This window comes from Acinetobacter lanii (assembly GCF_011578285.1).
Taxonomy (GTDB): domain Bacteria; phylum Pseudomonadota; class Gammaproteobacteria; order Pseudomonadales; family Moraxellaceae; genus Acinetobacter; species Acinetobacter lanii.
On record NZ_CP049916.1, the window covers coordinates 2,076,320 to 2,097,788 of the forward strand.

The following is a 21,469-nucleotide window of genomic DNA, read 5'->3' on the forward strand; positions in this document are numbered from 1 at the left end:
TTAAGTTTTTAGCTATATTATGTAAAAAAATTAACAACTCAAATTTGCAATCACGTTATAAATAGACTTTCACCATTACACATACAAAATAATTAAATTTGTTTTTTCTAAAAGCAAATATACCAATCGCCCACCTACAAACCAATAAAAAAGCGCCCGAAGGCGCTTTTTTATTACATCAATGATTAATAGATAATTTGATTGTTATTGATTAAATCATCCAAAGTAACTTTTTCGGCTTGATTCAGCAGTACCAACAAACTCTCTGACTGATAATGATCTTGTGATTTACCATCACGATCAATCGCAATCTCTACTTGTTGCTGAACAGCATCGTAGTTTACTGATACAAAATCAGATAAATTATCGGCATTTGCTGTATCTGACAGTAATGCTGAAATGTCGATTTGCTGAGTAGAATCCACTTCAACTGTAAAGTCTTCTACTGTACGAAGTTGATTACCGCCCAAGTTATCATCATTTAATAGATCAAAGATCATATCGTCATTAATCGGCAGTTCCAATGCAAAGCGCGTAGCTACTGGTATTACTTCAGCGGATAATGCTTGCACATTGTTTGAATCATTCAAATCATTTTGCAAATCATTTATAAAGTTTGTATCAACAATGATACCTTCAGGTGCTTTCACTATGATCTTGAAATCATTAGAAGTATCTGCTTTTGCTGCATCTTTATAGACATAGTAACCATTTTCACTTTCAGTGACTGTCTGACCATTCACAGTAACCTGCAAGCCAGATAGACCATCTAATGAAGGTGCTTTAAATTGAATACCGTCTACTTGTAATGTACCAGTATCATCTTTCACAACCTGTGATTTAAGAACAAATTCGTATTTGTCATACACCTGTTGTTGTGGTTGTTTACTCTCAAACCCATCTGTTTCAGGATTGTAAGCAATGATTGTACCATCAGAGAATGCAATACCATGAATATTATTAATGACTAAATTCACATTCACCCCATCATGTGAGATTAAGAATGTGTAGTTATCAATATGATTATTCACATCTGAGTTATTGGTCATAATCTTGTCAACTTTAAAGGTGTTTTCATTGAACGGTTCATCAAAAATCACCCAATCCTTTTGATCATCACCACGATTGCCCGCAATACCTTTTGGCATTTTACTCAAGAAATCCTGACCATTGACTTTTGTTGAATATAACGCAATCAGATCAGCATAATTGAAGACAAAAATCTCATGATGCTCTGCACTTGCTGTATAGTTCGATAAGCGGTCTAATGCACTTGCAGCGACATTAAAGTCTGTAGCATTCTTGATAATATCAGCAGCTAAATCGTAATAGTTAACAATTTCAACATTCTCTGTATCTTCAGGCAAAATAATATAATCACCATTTACATCGCGATAAATATTTTTTAATCCCTCTAATGATGCATCATACAATGGTTGAGGTTCATCACTTGAATCCGATAAATCTTCAACTACTTTGTGATGCTGAACAGTACCGACTAAAGATGCTGTTACTTCAGGCAGATCTAATTGATCTTGATCTAACAGATCCAACTCAACAGGTTTTGTTGGTGCGTAAACAGTCACATCAACTGTGACGCTGTTATAAGCCTTAGAATCATTCATTTTCTCAGTTGCGATCGCATCAATAGTAATATTCATCACTTTGTTTTGATCAACAAGATTGTAATCACCTGGAACTCGAACAAATAATTTCGCACCCGTTAGATCCAAACCATTAACGTCATAATGAATAATACCATTGGCATCAGCTTTACCAATAACAACAGTTTGACCATCAATGATAGCTGTTAAAGTTGTATTTTGAATTAAACCCTTAAATACAAGTTCCAAGCTTTCTGAACCATCTTTATCAACAAGTGAACTATTCAAGTCACCTAAATAGATTTGATCTCCAACTTCACCTTCACGAGCATCATAAATGCGGTAGAAGAAATGCTTATCGGTATCTGTAGACGAGGACTGAATTTTATCTGATACAGAAATATCATCTATACCATAATAATTATCGAGCGCTTCTTTAGCAGTTTCAAGATCAGGATAATATGCCAAGTCTTGACCAGATGCTTTCTCAACCACTTTATAATCAAAACTACCCACACCTGAAGCATTATGCATGTAGAAATTGTAGGTATAAAAACCACTTTTCGTCACAATTAATGTGTCTGTTGCAGTCGTTGGTACACCCTGCCAGCTCACATGGAATGGGTTATTATCACCAATCAATAACATAGCACTGTCATCAGCTGAGCCTTGGTACTCATACTCCGTACCAGCTTTCAAATAGACATAGCCTGTCATTGCTACACCCGTATATGCTGATAAGTTACCTGACGTTGGTACACCTTTGTCATTCTTATCTTTAAAACCTAAAGCTTCAGAATCTAGTTGATACACTTCCGAACCAAATTCATTTGATGCCTTATACTTCGTTTGACCTGAAGTTAAATACTCAAATGCACCGAATAACGTATCAGCTTTAGCACCACTACCAGCATCAGGTCTACCTGCTGCATTAGTACCATTGAGTAAGTTATATGAAATATTACTATCAGTGGTAACAGTCTTAAGATCACGCCAAACCGTCATATTCAATGCAATATTTTCAAGATCTAAAGCCGTTGAATTCAAGCTTATTTGAGGAACATCCGCAATTGCTTCAACATGAATATTAACTTGCGCTTCTTCAGATGCTAAACCTTCTTTATCTTCAACAACATATTTGAATGATGTGTCTCCACTCCAATCCTTATTAGGCTTAAAGATTAAACTACTGCTACTGTCAAAGTAATCACCAGCTTTCAGAGGAGTCGTACTACCCTGAAGAATCAATACACCATTTAATGGTAATTCAGTGATTTGATATTTATTTACACTACCATCTTCAACATCTGAACCATTTATCTGAATTACAACAGATGTATCTTCATTAGTAGTCGCTTCAACTGCAATAGCTACTGGTGCATCATTATAACGATCCAAGCCATCTTTACCTTCTGGTAACTCATCCGTTGCATCAATTGGATGACCGTTACGGTCTTCAGTGGTCGCAACTACTGTTAATTCACCATCCGCAAACTCAGTAGGTACTTGTGCTGTATAGCTGCCATCTGTATTGACTGTGGTTTCTACAGTCGCTTCAACTGGCGCACCATTTTTGTCTTGACCGGTGATGGTCAAGGTTACCGTGCTGTTTGGTTCAACGTCAGTGGTTTGACCTGTGATCTGACCTTTCGTATCAACATCAACCGTGATCGTACCAGGTGTACGGTCTAAGCCACCTTGTTCTGGTGTTGCTGGATCTTGATCAGTATCTGTTTTCAACAAATCATCAGTATCACTAATCACTGTACCGTTACGGTCTTCAGTGGTCGCAACTACTGTTAATTCACCATCCGCAAACTCAGTAGGTACTTGTGCTGTATAGCTGCCATCTGTATTGACTGTGGTTTCTACAGTCGCTTCAACTGGCGCACCATTTTTGTCTTGACCGGTGATGGTCAAGGTTACCGTGCTGTTTGGTTCAACGTCAGTGGTTTGACCTGTGATCTGACCTTTCGTATCAACATCAACCGTGATCGTACCAGGTGTACGGTCTAAGCCACCTTGTTCTGGTGTTGCTGGATCTTGATCAGTATCTGTTTTCAACAAATCATCAGTATCACTAATCACTGTACCGTTACGGTCTTCAGTGGTCGCAACTACTGTTAATTCACCATCCGCAAACTCAGTAGGTACTTGTGCTGTATAGCTGCCATCTGTATTGACTGTGGTTTCTACAGTCGCTTCAACTGGCGCACCATTTTTGTCTTGACCGGTGATGGTCAAGGTTACCGTGCTGTTTGGTTCAACGTCAGTGGTTTGACCTGTGATCTGACCTTTCGTATCAACATCAACCGTGATCGTACCAGGTGTACGGTCTAAGCCACCTTGTTCTGGTGTTGCTGGATCTTGATCAGTATCTGTTTTCAACAAATCATCAGTATCACTAATCACTGTACCGTTACGGTCTTCAGTGGTCGCAACTACTGTTAATTCACCATCCGCAAACTCAGTAGGTACTTGTGCTGTATAGCTGCCATCTGTATTGACTGTGGTTTCTACAGTCGCTTCAACTGGCGCACCATTTTTGTCTTGACCGGTGATGGTCAAGGTTACCGTGCTGTTTGGTTCAACGTCAGTGGTTTGACCTGTGATCTGACCTTTCGTATCAACATCAACCGTGATCGTACCAGGTGTACGGTCTAAGCCACCTTGTTCTGGTGTTGCTGGATCTTGATCAGTATCTGTTTTCAACAAATCATCAGTATCACTAATCACTGTACCGTTACGGTCTTCAGTGGTCGCAACTACTGTTAATTCACCATCCGCAAACTCAGTAGGTACTTGTGCTGTATAGCTGCCATCTGTATTGACTGTGGTTTCTACAGTCGCTTCAACTGGCGCACCATTTTTGTCTTGACCGGTGATGGTCAAGGTTACCGTGCTGTTTGGTTCAACGTCAGTGGTTTGACCTGTGATCTGACCTTTCGTATCAACATCAACCGTGATCGTACCAGGTGTACGGTCTAAGCCACCTTGTTCTGGTGTTGCTGGATCTTGATCAGTATCTGTTTTCAACAAATCATCAGTATCACTAATCACTGTACCGTTACGGTCTTCAGTGGTCGCAACTACTGTTAATTCACCATCCGCAAACTCAGTAGGTACTTGTGCTGTATAGCTGCCATCTGTATTGACTGTGGTTTCTACAGTCGCTTCAACTGGCGCACCATTTTTGTCTTGACCGGTGATGGTCAAGGTTACCGTGCTGTTTGGTTCAACGTCAGTGGTTTGACCTGTGATCTGACCTTTCGTATCAACATCAACCGTGATCGTACCAGGTGTACGGTCTAAGCCACCTTGTTCTGGTGTTGCTGGATCTTGATCAGTATCTGTTTTCAACAAATCATCAGTATCACTAATCACTGTACCGTTACGGTCTTCAGTGGTCGCAACTACTGTTAATTCACCATCCGCAAACTCAGTAGGTACTTGTGCTGTATAGCTGCCATCTGTATTGACTGTGGTTTCTACAGTCGCTTCAACTGGCGCACCATTTTTGTCTTGACCGGTGATGGTCAAGGTTACCGTGCTGTTTGGTTCAACGTCAGTGGTTTGACCTGTGATCTGACCTTTCGTATCAACATCAACCGTGATCGTACCAGGTGTACGGTCTAAGCCACCTTGTTCTGGTGTTGCTGGATCTTGATCAGTATCTGTTTTCAACAAATCATCAGTATCACTAATCACTGTACCGTTACGGTCTTCAGTGGTCGCAACTACTGTTAATTCACCATCCGCAAACTCAGTAGGTACTTGTGCTGTATAGCTGCCATCTGTATTGACTGTGGTTTCTACAGTCGCTTCAACTGGCGCACCATTTTTGTCTTGACCGGTGATGGTCAAGGTTACCGTGCTGTTTGGTTCAACGTCAGTGGTTTGACCTGTGATCTGACCTTTCGTATCAACATCAACCGTGATCGTACCAGGTGTACGGTCTAAGCCACCTTGTTCTGGTGTTGCTGGATCTTGATCAGTATCTGTTTTCAACAAATCATCAGTATCACTAATCACTGTACCGTTACGGTCTTCAGTGGTCGCAACTACTGTTAATTCACCATCCGCAAACTCAGTAGGTACTTGTGCTGTATAGCTGCCATCTGTATTGACTGTGGTTTCTACAGTCGCTTCAACTGGCGCACCATTTTTGTCTTGACCGGTGATGGTCAAGGTTACCGTGCTGTTTGGTTCAACGTCAGTGGTTTGACCTGTGATCTGACCTTTCGTATCAACATCAACCGTGATCGTACCAGGTGTACGGTCTAAGCCACCTTGTTCTGGTGTTGCTGGATCTTGATCAGTATCTGTTTTCAACAAATCATCAGTATCACTAATCACTGTACCGTTACGGTCTTCAGTGGTCGCAACTACTGTTAATTCACCATCCGCAAACTCAGTAGGTACTTGTGCTGTATAGCTGCCATCTGTATTGACTGTGGTTTCTACAGTCGCTTCAACTGGCGCACCATTTTTGTCTTGACCGGTGATGGTCAAGGTTACCGTGCTGTTTGGTTCAACGTCAGTGGTTTGACCTGTGATCTGACCTTTCGTATCAACATCAACCGTGATCGTACCAGGTGTACGGTCTAAGCCACCTTGTTCTGGTGTTGCTGGATCTTGATCAGTATCTGTTTTCAACAAATCATCAGTATCACTAATCACTGTACCGTTACGGTCTTCAGTGGTCGCAACTACTGTTAATTCACCATCCGCAAACTCAGTAGGTACTTGTGCTGTATAGCTGCCATCTGTATTGACTGTGGTTTCTACAGTCGCTTCAACTGGCGCACCATTTTTGTCTTGACCGGTGATGGTCAAGGTTACCGTGCTGTTTGGTTCAACGTCAGTGGTTTGACCTGTGATCTGACCTTTCGTATCAACATCAACCGTGATCGTACCAGGTGTACGGTCTAAGCCACCTTGTTCTGGTGTTGCTGGATCTTGATCAGTATCTGTTTTCAACAAATCATCAGTATCACTAATCACTGTACCGTTACGGTCTTCAGTGGTCGCAACTACTGTTAATTCACCATCCGCAAACTCAGTAGGTACTTGTGCTGTATAGCTGCCATCTGTATTGACTGTGGTTTCTACAGTCGCTTCAACTGGCGCACCATTTTTGTCTTGACCGGTGATGGTCAAGGTTACCGTGCTGTTTGGTTCAACGTCAGTGGTTTGACCTGTGATCTGACCTTTCGTATCAACATCAACCGTGATCGTACCAGGTGTACGGTCTAAGCCACCTTGTTCTGGTGTTGCTGGATCTTGATCAGTATCTGTTTTCAACAAATCATCAGTATCACTAATCACTGTACCGTTACGGTCTTCAGTGGTCGCAACTACTGTTAATTCACCATCCGCAAACTCAGTAGGTACTTGTGCTGTATAGCTGCCATCTGTATTGACTGTGGTTTCTACAGTCGCTTCAACTGGCGCACCATTTTTGTCTTGACCGGTGATGGTCAAGGTTACCGTGCTGTTTGGTTCAACGTCAGTGGTTTGACCTGTGATCTGACCTTTCGTATCAACATCAACCGTGATCGTACCAGGTGTACGGTCTAAGCCACCTTGTTCTGGTGTTGCTGGATCTTGATCAGTATCTGTTTTCAACAAATCATCAGTATCACTAATCACTGTACCGTTACGGTCTTCAGTGGTCGCAACTACTGTTAATTCACCATCCGCAAACTCAGTAGGTACTTGTGCTGTATAGCTGCCATCTGTATTGACTGTGGTTTCTACAGTCGCTTCAACTGGCGCACCATTTTTGTCTTGACCGGTGATGGTCAAGGTTACCGTGCTGTTTGGTTCAACGTCAGTGGTTTGACCTGTGATCTGACCTTTCGTATCAACATCAACCGTGATCGTACCAGGTGTACGGTCTAAGCCACCTTGTTCTGGTGTTGCTGGATCTTGATCAGTATCTGTTTTCAACAAATCATCAGTATCACTAATCACTGTACCGTTACGGTCTTCAGTGGTCGCAACTACTGTTAATTCACCATCCGCAAACTCAGTAGGTACTTGTGCTGTATAGCTGCCATCTGTATTGACTGTGGTTTCTACAGTCGCTTCAACTGGCGCACCATTTTTGTCTTGACCGGTGATGGTCAAGGTTACCGTGCTGTTTGGTTCAACGTCAGTGGTTTGACCTGTGATCTGACCTTTCGTATCAACATCAACCGTGATCGTACCAGGTGTACGGTCTAAGCCACCTTGTTCTGGTGTTGCTGGATCTTGATCAGTATCTGTTTTCAACAAATCATCAGTATCACTAATCACTGTACCGTTACGGTCTTCAGTGGTCGCAACTACTGTTAATTCACCATCCGCAAACTCAGTAGGTACTTGTGCTGTATAGCTGCCATCTGTATTGACTGTGGTTTCTACAGTCGCTTCAACTGGCGCACCATTTTTGTCTTGACCGGTGATGGTCAAGGTTACCGTGCTGTTTGGTTCAACGTCAGTGGTTTGACCTGTGATCTGACCTTTCGTATCAACATCAACCGTGATCGTACCAGGTGTACGGTCTAAGCCACCTTGTTCTGGTGTTGCTGGATCTTGATCAGTATCTGTTTTCAACAAATCATCAGTATCACTAATCACTGTACCGTTACGGTCTTCAGTGGTCGCAACTACTGTTAATTCACCATCCGCAAACTCAGTAGGTACTTGTGCTGTATAGCTGCCATCTGTATTGACTGTGGTTTCTACAGTCGCTTCAACTGGCGCACCATTTTTGTCTTGACCGGTGATGGTCAAGGTTACCGTGCTGTTTGGTTCAACGTCAGTGGTTTGACCTGTGATCTGACCTTTCGTATCAACATCAACCGTGATCGTACCAGGTGTACGGTCTAAGCCACCTTGTTCTGGTGTTGCTGGATCTTGATCAGTATCTGTTTTCAACAAATCATCAGTATCACTAATCACTGTACCGTTACGGTCTTCAGTGGTCGCAACTACTGTTAATTCACCATCCGCAAACTCAGTAGGTACTTGTGCTGTATAGCTGCCATCTGTATTGACTGTGGTTTCTACAGTCGCTTCAACTGGCGCACCATTTTTGTCTTGACCGGTGATGGTCAAGGTTACCGTGCTGTTTGGTTCAACGTCAGTGGTTTGACCTGTGATCTGACCTTTCGTATCAACATCAACCGTGATCGTACCAGGTGTACGGTCTAAGCCACCTTGTTCTGGTGTTGCTGGATCTTGATCAGTATCTGTTTTCAACAAATCATCAGTATCACTAATCACTGTACCGTTACGGTCTTCAGTGGTCGCAACTACTGTTAATTCACCATCCGCAAACTCAGTAGGTACTTGTGCTGTATAGCTGCCATCTGTATTGACTGTGGTTTCTACAGTCGCTTCAACTGGCGCACCATTTTTGTCTTGACCGGTGATGGTCAAGGTTACCGTGCTGTTTGGTTCAACGTCAGTGGTTTGACCTGTGATCTGACCTTTCGTATCAACATCAACCGTGATCGTACCAGGTGTACGGTCTAAGCCACCTTGTTCTGGTGTTGCTGGATCTTGATCAGTATCTGTTTTCAACAAATCATCAGTATCACTAATCACTGTACCGTTACGGTCTTCAGTGGTCGCAACTACTGTTAATTCACCATCCGCAAACTCAGTAGGTACTTGTGCTGTATAGCTGCCATCTGTATTGACTGTGGTTTCTACAGTCGCTTCAACTGGCGCACCATTTTTGTCTTGACCGGTGATGGTCAAGGTTACCGTGCTGTTTGGTTCAACGTCAGTGGTTTGACCTGTGATCTGACCTTTCGTATCAACATCAACCGTGATCGTACCAGGTGTACGGTCTAAGCCACCTTGTTCTGGTGTTGCTGGATCTTGATCAGTATCTGTTTTCAACAAATCATCAGTATCACTAATCACTGTACCGTTACGGTCTTCAGTGGTCGCAACTACTGTTAATTCACCATCCGCAAACTCAGTAGGTACTTGTGCTGTATAGCTGCCATCTGTATTGACTGTGGTTTCTACAGTCGCTTCAACTGGCGCACCATTTTTGTCTTGACCGGTGATGGTCAAGGTTACCGTGCTGTTTGGTTCAACGTCAGTGGTTTGACCTGTGATCTGACCTTTCGTATCAACATCAACCGTGATCGTACCAGGTGTACGGTCTAAGCCACCTTGTTCTGGTGTTGCTGGATCTTGATCAGTATCTGTTTTCAACAAATCATCAGTATCACTAATCACTGTACCGTTACGGTCTTCAGTGGTCGCAACTACTGTTAATTCACCATCCGCAAACTCAGTAGGTACTTGTGCTGTATAGCTGCCATCTGTATTGACTGTGGTTTCTACAGTCGCTTCAACTGGCGCACCATTTTTGTCTTGACCGGTGATGGTCAAGGTTACCGTGCTGTTTGGTTCAACGTCAGTGGTTTGACCTGTGATCTGACCTTTCGTATCAACATCAACCGTGATCGTACCAGGTGTACGGTCTAAGCCACCTTGTTCTGGTGTTGCTGGATCTTGATCAGTATCTGTTTTCAACAAATCATCAGTATCACTAATCACTGTACCGTTACGGTCTTCAGTGGTCGCAACTACTGTTAATTCACCATCCGCAAACTCAGTAGGTACTTGTGCTGTATAGCTGCCATCTGTATTGACTGTGGTTTCTACAGTCGCTTCAACTGGCGCACCATTTTTGTCTTGACCGGTGATGGTCAAGGTTACCGTGCTGTTTGGTTCAACGTCAGTGGTTTGACCTGTGATCTGACCTTTCGTATCAACATCAACCGTGATCGTACCAGGTGTACGGTCTAAGCCACCTTGTTCTGGTGTTGCTGGATCTTGATCAGTATCTGTTTTCAACAAATCATCAGTATCACTAATCACTGTACCGTTACGGTCTTCAGTGGTCGCAACTACTGTTAATTCACCATCCGCAAACTCAGTAGGTACTTGTGCTGTATAGCTGCCATCTGTATTGACTGTGGTTTCTACAGTCGCTTCAACTGGCGCACCATTTTTGTCTTGACCGGTGATGGTCAAGGTTACCGTGCTGTTTGGTTCAACGTCAGTGGTTTGACCTGTGATCTGACCTTTCGTATCAACATCAACCGTGATCGTACCAGGTGTACGGTCTAAGCCACCTTGTTCTGGTGTTGCTGGATCTTGATCAGTATCTGTTTTCAACAAATCATCAGTATCACTAATCACTGTACCGTTACGGTCTTCAGTGGTCGCAACTACTGTTAATTCACCATCCGCAAACTCAGTAGGTACTTGTGCTGTATAGCTGCCATCTGTATTGACTGTGGTTTCTACAGTCGCTTCAACTGGCGCACCATTTTTGTCTTGACCGGTGATGGTCAAGGTTACCGTGCTGTTTGGTTCAACGTCAGTGGTTTGACCTGTGATCTGACCTTTCGTATCAACATCAACCGTGATCGTACCAGGTGTACGGTCTAAGCCACCTTGTTCTGGTGTTGCTGGATCTTGATCAGTATCTGTTTTCAACAAATCATCAGTATCACTAATCACTGTACCGTTACGGTCTTCAGTGGTCGCAACTACTGTTAATTCACCATCCGCAAACTCAGTAGGTACTTGTGCTGTATAGCTGCCATCTGTATTGACTGTGGTTTCTACAGTCGCTTCAACTGGCGCACCATTTTTGTCTTGACCGGTGATGGTCAAGGTTACCGTGCTGTTTGGTTCAACGTCAGTGGTTTGACCTGTGATCTGACCTTTCGTATCAACATCAACCGTGATCGTACCAGGTGTACGGTCTAAGCCACCTTGTTCTGGTGTTGCTGGATCTTGATCAGTATCTGTTTTCAACAAATCATCAGTATCACTAATCACTGTACCGTTACGGTCTTCAGTGGTCGCAACTACTGTTAATTCACCATCCGCAAACTCAGTAGGTACTTGTGCTGTATAGCTGCCATCTGTATTGACTGTGGTTTCTACAGTCGCTTCAACTGGCGCACCATTTTTGTCTTGACCGGTGATGGTCAAGGTTACCGTGCTGTTTGGTTCAACGTCAGTGGTTTGACCTGTGATCTGACCTTTCGTATCAACATCAACCGTGATCGTACCAGGTGTACGGTCTAAGCCACCTTGTTCTGGTGTTGCTGGATCTTGATCAGTATCTGTTTTCAACAAATCATCAGTATCACTAATCACTGTACCGTTACGGTCTTCAGTGGTCGCAACTACTGTTAATTCACCATCCGCAAACTCAGTAGGTACTTGTGCTGTATAGCTGCCATCTGTATTGACTGTGGTTTCTACAGTCGCTTCAACTGGCGCACCATTTTTGTCTTGACCGGTGATGGTCAAGGTTACCGTGCTGTTTGGTTCAACGTCAGTGGTTTGACCTGTGATCTGACCTTTCGTATCAACATCAACCGTGATCGTACCAGGTGTACGGTCTAAGCCACCTTGTTCTGGTGTTGCTGGATCTTGATCAGTATCTGTTTTCAACAAATCATCAGTATCACTAATCACTGTACCGTTACGGTCTTCAGTGGTCGCAACTACTGTTAATTCACCATCCGCAAACTCAGTAGGTACTTGTGCTGTATAGCTGCCATCTGTATTGACTGTGGTTTCTACAGTCGCTTCAACTGGCGCACCATTTTTGTCTTGACCGGTGATGGTCAAGGTTACCGTGCTGTTTGGTTCAACGTCAGTGGTTTGACCTGTGATCTGACCTTTCGTATCAACATCAACCGTGATCGTACCAGGTGTACGGTCTAAGCCACCTTGTTCTGGTGTTGCTGGATCTTGATCAGTATCTGTTTTCAACAAATCATCAGTATCACTAATCACTGTACCGTTACGGTCTTCAGTGGTCGCAACTACTGTTAATTCACCATCCGCAAACTCAGTAGGTACTTGTGCTGTATAGCTGCCATCTGTATTGACTGTGGTTTCTACAGTCGCTTCAACTGGCGCACCATTTTTGTCTTGACCGGTGATGGTCAAGGTTACCGTGCTGTTTGGTTCAACGTCAGTGGTTTGACCTGTGATCTGACCTTTCGTATCAACATCAACCGTGATCGTACCAGGTGTACGGTCTAAGCCACCTTGTTCTGGTGTTGCTGGATCTTGATCAGTATCTGTTTTCAACAAATCATCAGTATCACTAATCACTGTACCGTTACGGTCTTCAGTGGTCGCAACTACTGTTAATTCACCATCCGCAAACTCAGTAGGTACTTGTGCTGTATAGCTGCCATCTGTATTGACTGTGGTTTCTACAGTCGCTTCAACTGGCGCACCATTTTTGTCTTGACCGGTGATGGTCAAGGTTACCGTGCTGTTTGGTTCAACGTCAGTGGTTTGACCTGTGATCTGACCTTTCGTATCAACATCAACCGTGATCGTACCAGGTGTACGGTCTAAGCCACCTTGTTCTGGTGTTGCTGGATCTTGATCAGTATCTGTTTTCAACAAAATCATCAGTATCACTAATCACTGTACCGTTACGGTCTTCAGTGGTCGCAACTACTGTTAATTCACCATCCGCAAACTCAGTAGGTACTTGTGCTGTATAGCTGCCATCTGTATTGACTGTGGTTTCTACAGTCGCTTCAACTGGCGCACCATTTTTGTCTTGACCGGTGATGGTCAAGGTTACCGTGCTGTTTGGTTCAACGTCAGTGGTTTGACCTGTGATCTGACCTTTCGTATCAACATCAACCGTGATCGTACCAGGTGTACGGTCTAAGCCACCTTGTTCTGGTGTTGCTGGATCTTGATCAGTATCTGTTTTCAACAAATCATCAGTATCACTAATCACTGTACCGTTACGGTCTTCAGTGGTCGCAACTACTGTTAATTCACCATCCGCAAACTCAGTAGGTACTTGTGCTGTATAGCTGCCATCTGTATTGACTGTGGTTTCTACAGTCGCTTCAACTGGCGCACCATTTTTGTCTTGACCGGTGATGGTCAAGGTTACCGTGCTGTTTGGTTCAACGTCAGTGGTTTGACCTGTGATCTGACCTTTCGTATCAACATCAACCGTGATCGTACCAGGTGTACGGTCTAAGCCACCTTGTTCTGGTGTTGCTGGATCTTGATCAGTATCTGTTTTCAACAAATCATCAGTATCACTAATCACTGTACCGTTACGGTCTTCAGTGGTCGCAACTACTGTTAATTCACCATCCGCAAACTCAGTAGGTACTTGTGCTGTATAGCTGCCATCTGTATTGACTGTGGTTTCTACAGTCGCTTCAACTGGCGCACCATTTTTGTCTTGACCGGTGATGGTCAAGGTTACCGTGCTGTTTGGTTCAACGTCAGTGGTTTGACCTGTGATCTGACCTTTCGTATCAACATCAACCGTGATCGTACCAGGTGTACGGTCTAAGCCACCTTGTTCTGGTGTTGCTGGATCTTGATCAGTATCTGTTTTCAACAAATCATCAGTATCACTAATCACTGTACCGTTACGGTCTTCAGTGGTCGCAACTACTGTTAATTCACCATCCGCAAACTCAGTAGGTACTTGTGCTGTATAGCTGCCATCTGTATTGACTGTGGTTTCTACAGTCGCTTCAACTGGCGCACCATTTTTGTCTTGACCGGTGATGGTCAAGGTTACCGTGCTGTTTGGTTCAACGTCAGTGGTTTGACCTGTGATCTGACCTTTCGTATCAACATCAACCGTGATCGTACCAGGTGTACGGTCTAAGCCACCTTGTTCTGGTGTTGCTGGATCTTGATCAGTATCTGTTTTCAACAAATCATCAGTATCACTAATCACTGTACCGTTACGGTCTTCAGTGGTCGCAACTACTGTTAATTCACCATCCGCAAACTCAGTAGGTACTTGTGCTGTATAGCTGCCATCTGTATTGACTGTGGTTTCTACAGTCGCTTCAACTGGCGCACCATTTTTGTCTTGACCGGTGATGGTCAAGGTTACCGTGCTGTTTGGTTCAACGTCAGTGGTTTGACCTGTGATCTGACCTTTCGTATCAACATCAACCGTGATCGTACCAGGTGTACGGTCTAAGCCACCTTGTTCTGGTGTTGCTGGATCTTGATCAGTATCTGTTTTCAACAAATCATCAGTATCACTAATCACTGTACCGTTACGGTCTTCAGTGGTCGCAACTACTGTTAATTCACCATCCGCAAACTCAGTAGGTACTTGTGCTGTATAGCTGCCATCTGTATTGACTGTGGTTTCTACAGTCGCTTCAACTGGCGCACCATTTTTGTCTTGACCGGTGATGGTCAAGGTTACCGTGCTGTTTGGTTCAACGTCAGTGGTTTGACCTGTGATCTGACCTTTCGTATCAACATCAACCGTGATCGTACCAGGTGTACGGTCTAAGCCACCTTGTTCTGGTGTTGCTGGATCTTGATCAGTATCTGTTTTCAACAAATCATCAGTATCACTAATCACTGTACCGTTACGGTCTTCAGTGGTCGCAACTACTGTTAATTCACCATCCGCAAACTCAGTAGGTACTTGTGCTGTATAGCTGCCATCTGTATTGACTGTGGTTTCTACAGTCGCTTCAACTGGCGCACCATTTTTGTCTTGACCGGTGATGGTCAAGGTTACCGTGCTGTTTGGTTCAACGTCAGTGGTTTGACCTGTGATCTGACCTTTCGTATCAACATCAACCGTGATCGTACCAGGTGTACGGTCTAAGCCACCTTGTTCTGGTGTTGCTGGATCTTGATCAGTATCTGTTTTCAACAAATCATCAGTATCACTAATCACTGTACCGTTACGGTCTTCAGTGGTCGCAACTACTGTTAATTCACCATCCGCAAACTCAGTAGGTACTTGTGCTGTATAGCTGCCATCTGTATTGACTGTGGTTTCTACAGTCGCTTCAACTGGCGCACCATTTTTGTCTTGACCGGTGATGGTCAAGGTTACCGTGCTGTTTGGTTCAACGTCAGTGGTTTGACCTGTGATCTGACCTTTCGTATCAACATCAACCGTGATCGTACCAGGTGTACGGTCTAAGCCACCTTGTTCTGGTGTTGCTGGATCTTGATCAGTATCTGTTTTCAACAAATCATCAGTATCACTAATCACTGTACCGTTACGGTCTTCAGTGGTCGCAACTACTGTTAATTCACCATCCGCAAACTCAGTAGGTACTTGTGCTGTATAGCTGCCATCTGTATTGACTGTGGTTTCTACAGTCGCTTCAACTGGCGCACCATTTTTGTCTTGACCGGTGATGGTCAAGGTTACCGTGCTGTTTGGTTCAACGTCAGTGGTTTGACCTGTGATCTGACCTTTCGTATCAACATCAACCGTGATCGTACCAGGTGTACGGTCTAAGCCACCTTGTTCTGGTGTTGCTGGATCTTGATCAGTATCTGTTTTCAACAAATCATCAGTATCACTAATCACTGTACCGTTACGGTCTTCAGTGGTCGCAACTACTGTTAATTCACCATCCGCAAACTCAGTAGGTACTTGTGCTGTATAGCTGCCATCTGTATTGACTGTGGTTTCTACAGTCGCTTCAACTGGCGCACCATTTTTGTCTTGACCGGTGATGGTCAAGGTTACCGTGCTGTTTGGTTCAACGTCAGTGGTTTGACCTGTGATCTGACCTTTCGTATCAACATCAACCGTGATCGTACCAGGTGTACGGTCTAAGCCACCTTGTTCTGGTGTTGCTGGATCTTGATCAGTATCTGTTTTCAACAAATCATCAGTATCACTAATCACTGTACCGTTACGGTCTTCAGTGGTCGCAACTACTGTTAATTCACCATCCGCAAACTCAGTAGGTACTTGTGCTGTATAGCTGCCATCTGTATTGACTGTGGTTTCTACAGTCGCTTCAACTGGCGCACCATTTTTGTCTTGACCGTGTGATGGTCAAGGTTACCGTGCTGTTTGGTTCAACGTCAGTGGTTTGACCTGTGATCTGACCTTTCGTATCAACATCAACCGTGATCGTACCAGGTGTACGGTCTAAGCCACCTTGTTCTGGTGTTGCTGGATCTTGATCAGTATCTGTTTTCAACAAATCATCAGTATCACTAATCACTGTACCGTTACGGTCTTCAGTGGTCGCAACTACTGTTAATTCACCATCCGCAAACTCAGTAGGTACTTGTGCTGTATAGCTGCCATCTGTATTGACTGTGGTTTCTACAGTCGCTTCAACTGGCGCACCATTTTTGTCTTGACCGGTGATGGTCAAGGTTACCGTGCTGTTTGGTTCAACGTCAGTGGTTTGACCTGTGATCTGACCTTTCGTATCAACATCAACCGTGATCGTACCAGGTGTACGGTCTAAGCCACCTTGTTCTGGTGTTGCTGGATCTTGATCAGTATCTGTTTTCAACAAATCATCAGTATCACTAATCACTGTACCGTTACGGTCTTCAGTGGTCGCAACTACTGTTAATTCACCATCCGCAAACTCAGTAGGTACTTGTGCTGTATAGCTGCCATCTGTATTGACTGTGGTTTCTACAGTCGCTTCAACTGGCGCACCATTTTTGTCTTGACCGGTGATGGTCAAGGTTACCGTGCTGTTTGGTTCAACGTCAGTGGTTTGACCTGTGATCTGACCTTTCGTATCAACATCAACCGTGATCGTACCAGGTGTACGGTCTAAGCCACCTTGTTCTGGTGTTGCTGGATCTTGATCAGTATCTGTTTTCAACAAATCATCAGTATCACTAATCACTGTACCGTTACGGTCTTCAGTGGTCGCAACTACTGTTAATTCACCATCCGCAAACTCAGTAGGTACTTGTGCTGTATAGCTGCCATCTGTATTGACTGTGGTTTCTACAGTCGCTTCAACTGGCGCACCATTTTTGTCTTGACCGGTGATGGTCAAGGTTACCGTGCTGTTTGGTTCAACGTCAGTGGTTTGACCTGTGATCTGACCTTTCGTATCAACATCAACCGTGATCGTACCAGGTGTACGGTCTAAGCCACCTTGTTCTGGTGTTGCTGGATCTTGATCAGTATCTGTTTTCAACAAATCATCAGTATCACTAATCACTGTACCGTTACGGTCTTCAGTGGTCGCAACTACTGTTAATTCACCATCCGCAAACTCAGTAGGTACTTGTGCTGTATAGCTGCCATCTGTATTGACTGTGGTTTCTACAGTCGCTTCAACTGGCGCACCATTTTTGTCTTGACCGGTGATGGTCAAGGTTACCGTGCTGTTTGGTTCAACGTCAGTGGTTTGACCTGTGATCTGACCTTTCGTATCAACATCAACCGTGATCGTACCAGGTGTACGGTCTAAGCCACCTTGTTCTGGTGTTGCTGGATCTTGATCAGTATCTGTTTTCAACAAATCATCAGTATCACTAATCACTGTACCGTTACGGTCTTCAGTGGTCGCAACTACTGTTAATTCACCATCCGCAAACTCAGTAGGTACTTGTGCTGTATAGCTGCCATCTGTATTGACTGTGGTTTTCTACAGTCGCTTCAACTGGCGCACCATTTTTGTCTTGACCGGTGATGGTCAAGGTTACCGTGCTGTTTGGTTCAACGTCAGTGGTTTGACCTGTGATCTGACCTTTCGTATCAACATCAACCGTGATCGTACCAGGTGTACGGTCTAAGCCACCTTGTTCTGGTGTTGCTGGATCTTGATCAGTATCTGTTTTCAACAAATCATCAGTATCACTAATCACTGTACCGTTACGGTCTTCAGTGGTCGCAACTACTGTTAATTCACCATCCGCAAACTCAGTAGGTACTTGTGCTGTATAGCTGCCATCTGTATTGACTGTGGTTTCTACAGTCGCTTCAACTGGCGCACCATTTTTGTCTTGACCGGTGATGGTCAAGGTTACCGTGCTGTTTGGTTCAACGTCAGTGGTTTGACCTGTGATCTGACCTTTCGTATCAACATCAACCGTGATCGTACCAGGTGTACGGTCTAAGCCACCTTGTTCTGGTGTTGCTGGATCTTGATCAGTATATCTGTTTTCAACAAATCATCAGTATCACTAATCACTGTACCGTTACGGTCTTCAGTGGTCGCAACTACTGTTAATTCACCATCCGCAAACTCAGTAGGTACTTGTGCTGTATAGCTGCCATCTGTATTGACTGTGGTTTCTACAGTCGCTTCAACTGGCGCACCATTTTTGTCTTGACCGGTGATGGTCAAGGTTACCGTGCTGTTTGGTTCAACGTCAGTGGTTTGACCTGTGATCTGACCTTTCGTATCAACATCAACCGTGATCGTACCAGGTGTACGGTCTAAGCCACCTTGTTCTGGTGTTGCTGGATCTTGATCAGTATGTTTTCAACAAATCATCAGTATCACTAATCACTGTACCGTTACGGTCTTCAGTGGTCGCAACTACTGTTAATTCACCATCCGCAAACTCAGTAGGTACTTGTGCTGTATAGCTGCCATCTGTATTGACTGTGGTTTCTACAGTCGCTTCAACTGGCGCACCATTTTTGTCTTGACCGGTGATGGTCAAGGTTACCGTGCTGTTTGGTTCAACGTCAGTGGTTTGACCTGTGATCTGACCTTTCGTATCAACATCAACCGTGATCGTACCAGGTGTACGGTCTAAGCCACCTTGTTCTGGTGTTGCTGGATCTTGATCAGTATCTGTTTTCAACAAATCATCAGTATCACTAATCACTGTACCGTTACGGTCTTCAGTGGTCGCAACTACTGTTAATTCACCATCCGCAAACTCAGTAGGTACTTGTGCTGTATAGCTGCCATCTGTATTGACTGTGGTTTCTACAGTCGCTTCAACTGGCGCACCATTTTTGTCTTGACCGGTGATGGTCAAGGTTACCGTGCTGTTTGGTTCAACGTCAGTGGTTTGACCTGTGATCTGACCTTTCGTATCAACATCAACCGTGATCGTACCAGGTGTACGGTCTAAGCCACCTTGTTCTGGTGTTGCTGGATCTTGATCAGTATCTGTTTTCAACAAATCATCAGTATCACTAATCACTGTACCGTTACGGTCTTCAGTGGTCGCAACTACTGTTAATTCACCATCCGCAAACTCAGTAGGTACTTGTGCTGTATAGCTGCCATCTGTATTGACTGTGGTTTACAGTCGCTTCAACTGGCGCACCATTTTTGTCTTGACCGGTGATGGTCAAGGTTACCGTGCTGTTTGGTTCAACGTCAGTGGTTTGACCTGTGATCTGACCTTTCGTATCAACATCAACCGTGATCGTACCAGGTGTACGGTCTAAGCCACCTTGTTCTGGTGTTGCTGGATCTTGATCAGTATCTGTTTTCAACAAATCATCAGTATCACTAATCACTGTACCGTTACGGTCTTCAGTGGTCGCAACTACTGTTAATTCACCATCCGCAAACTCAGTAGGTACTTGTGCTGTATAGCTGCCATCTGTATTGACTGTGGTTTCTACAGTCGCTTCAACTGGCGCACCATTTTTGTCTTGACCAGTGATGGTTAATACTACGGGTTCACCTGGTTCAACGTCAGTCGTTGTACCTGTGATCGCACCATCAGTATCCACTTCAACTGTGATTGTACCTTTTGGTGATAATGGTGCTTCATCTTTACCTGGCTTAGACGTTAAACCAGTCTCTGGATCGGTAACCATCGCTTCTGTTGGAATCTTTCCATTCAGCGGTAAATCAGCTGTTGGCACTTCAACAGTCCAATCGTATGTACCTTCTTCATTTGGCTCTGGATTAACCTTTACAGGTATATCTTGACCACCTACATTGACAATGACATCCGCATTCGGATTATCAACCGTACCTGTCACTGTGGTTTTTTCTTCATCCGAAGGAATCACAGGATCAATCGTTACAACCGGTGCTTTTGGCGGTTGTGGTGCTTCATCTTTACCGGGCTTAGACGTTAAACCAGTCTCTGGGTCTGTTAGAGTCGCTTCTGTTGGAATTTTTCCATTTGGCGGTAAATCAGCTGTTGGCACTTCAACAGTCCAATCGTATGTACCTTCTTCATTTGGCTCTGGATTAACCTTTACGGGTACATCTTGACCACCTACATTGACAGTCACATCCGCATTTGGATTATCAACCGTACCTGTCACTGTGGTTTTTTCTTCATCCGAAGGAATCACAGGATCGATGGTCACCACTGGTGGTTTAGGTGCTTGTGGTGCTTCATCTTTACCTGGCTTAGACGTTAAACCAGTCTCTGGATCTGTTACGGTCGCTTCTGTTGGAATTTTTCCATTTGGCGGTAAATCAGCTGTGGGTACATCAACCGTCCAATCGTATGTACCTTCTTCATTCGGTTCTGGATTGATGATTACAGGATAGTCTTCACCACCCACATTTACAGTCACATCCGCATTCGGATTATCCACTGTACCTGTCAGTGTTGTTTGATCGCCTACATCTGGAACCACTGGATCAATTGTTACGATTGGCGCTTCAGGAGGAGCATCTTTAGATGAATCATGCTCCGCAATTGCTATAGTTCCACCAATAATCGCTGCTCCACCAGCAATCCAAGGCAATGCAGTTAAAAAGTTCGAAGGTGCGTTAGGCAATAAAACTTCAAGCCCTGTTAACTCTTCAAAACCAGCAATACCATCTTTGAAATTTAATTTTACAAAGTTACAAACATTATCGTCCAAAACAAGATCCGTATCTTGTCCTTCTGGATTTTCTACAAAATAGTTTTCAATTTGAATCACTTCACCATTTTTAAGTTTAATGATTAAATGATTACCTTCTTGAATAAACTCTAGAACATCTTCACGCACAAATTTTGCGTGGATAATCGTTCCAGGCTGAGCAACCAAATGCTCAGTATTTACAATCTGTTTATCGAGAGTTTCTTTATTAATAACGACAAAATGAGACATTTTTTATACCACAATATTAGTTTTAAGC

At 43.9% G+C, this 21,469-nt stretch carries 7 protein-coding genes; all 7 read right to left on the bottom strand.

Features of this window, described 5'->3' with window-relative positions; all coding sequences use genetic code 11:
• Nucleotides 1-185: 185 nt before the first annotated feature.
• The 7 genes from G8D99_RS09595 to G8D99_RS15930 all read right to left on the bottom strand — a co-directional run bounded on the left by G8D99_RS09595 (nt 186) and on the right by G8D99_RS15930 (nt 21,441).
• Nucleotides 186-13,073 (bottom strand): beta strand repeat-containing protein, encoded by a 12,888-nt coding sequence (locus G8D99_RS09595; RefSeq protein WP_166325040.1) that lies wholly within the window; start codon nt 13,071-13,073, stop codon nt 186-188.
• Nucleotides 13,048-16,329, bottom strand: coding sequence for a beta strand repeat-containing protein (locus G8D99_RS09600; RefSeq protein WP_166325043.1), 3,282 nt, complete (start codon nt 16,327-16,329; stop codon nt 13,048-13,050). Before G8D99_RS09600 ends, G8D99_RS09595 begins: the two co-directional genes overlap by 26 nt.
• A gap of 115 nt (nt 16,330-16,444) precedes the next feature.
• The gene (locus G8D99_RS09605; RefSeq protein ID WP_166325046.1) at nt 16,445-17,950 is read right to left on the bottom strand and encodes a hypothetical protein; all 1,506 of its coding nucleotides are present in this window, start codon (nt 17,948-17,950) and stop codon (nt 16,445-16,447) included.
• A 55-nt stretch (nt 17,951-18,005) separates the two neighbouring features.
• The gene (locus G8D99_RS15830; protein ID WP_166325049.1) at nt 18,006-18,431 is read right to left on the bottom strand and encodes a hypothetical protein; all 426 of its coding nucleotides are present in this window, start codon (nt 18,429-18,431) and stop codon (nt 18,006-18,008) included.
• A 92-nt stretch (nt 18,432-18,523) separates the two neighbouring features.
• Nucleotides 18,524-18,757 (bottom strand): hypothetical protein, encoded by a 234-nt coding sequence (locus G8D99_RS15920; protein ID WP_166325052.1) that lies wholly within the window; start codon nt 18,755-18,757, stop codon nt 18,524-18,526.
• Nucleotides 18,758-18,884: 127 nt separating this feature from the next.
• The gene (locus G8D99_RS15925) at nt 18,885-19,571 is read right to left on the bottom strand and encodes a hypothetical protein (protein WP_166325055.1); all 687 of its coding nucleotides are present in this window, start codon (nt 19,569-19,571) and stop codon (nt 18,885-18,887) included.
• A 55-nt stretch (nt 19,572-19,626) separates the two neighbouring features.
• Nucleotides 19,627-21,441, bottom strand: a complete 1,815-nt coding sequence (locus tag G8D99_RS15930; protein WP_166325058.1) for a BapA/Bap/LapF family prefix-like domain-containing protein — start codon at nt 21,439-21,441, stop codon at nt 19,627-19,629.
• Nucleotides 21,442-21,469 lie beyond the last annotated feature (28 nt).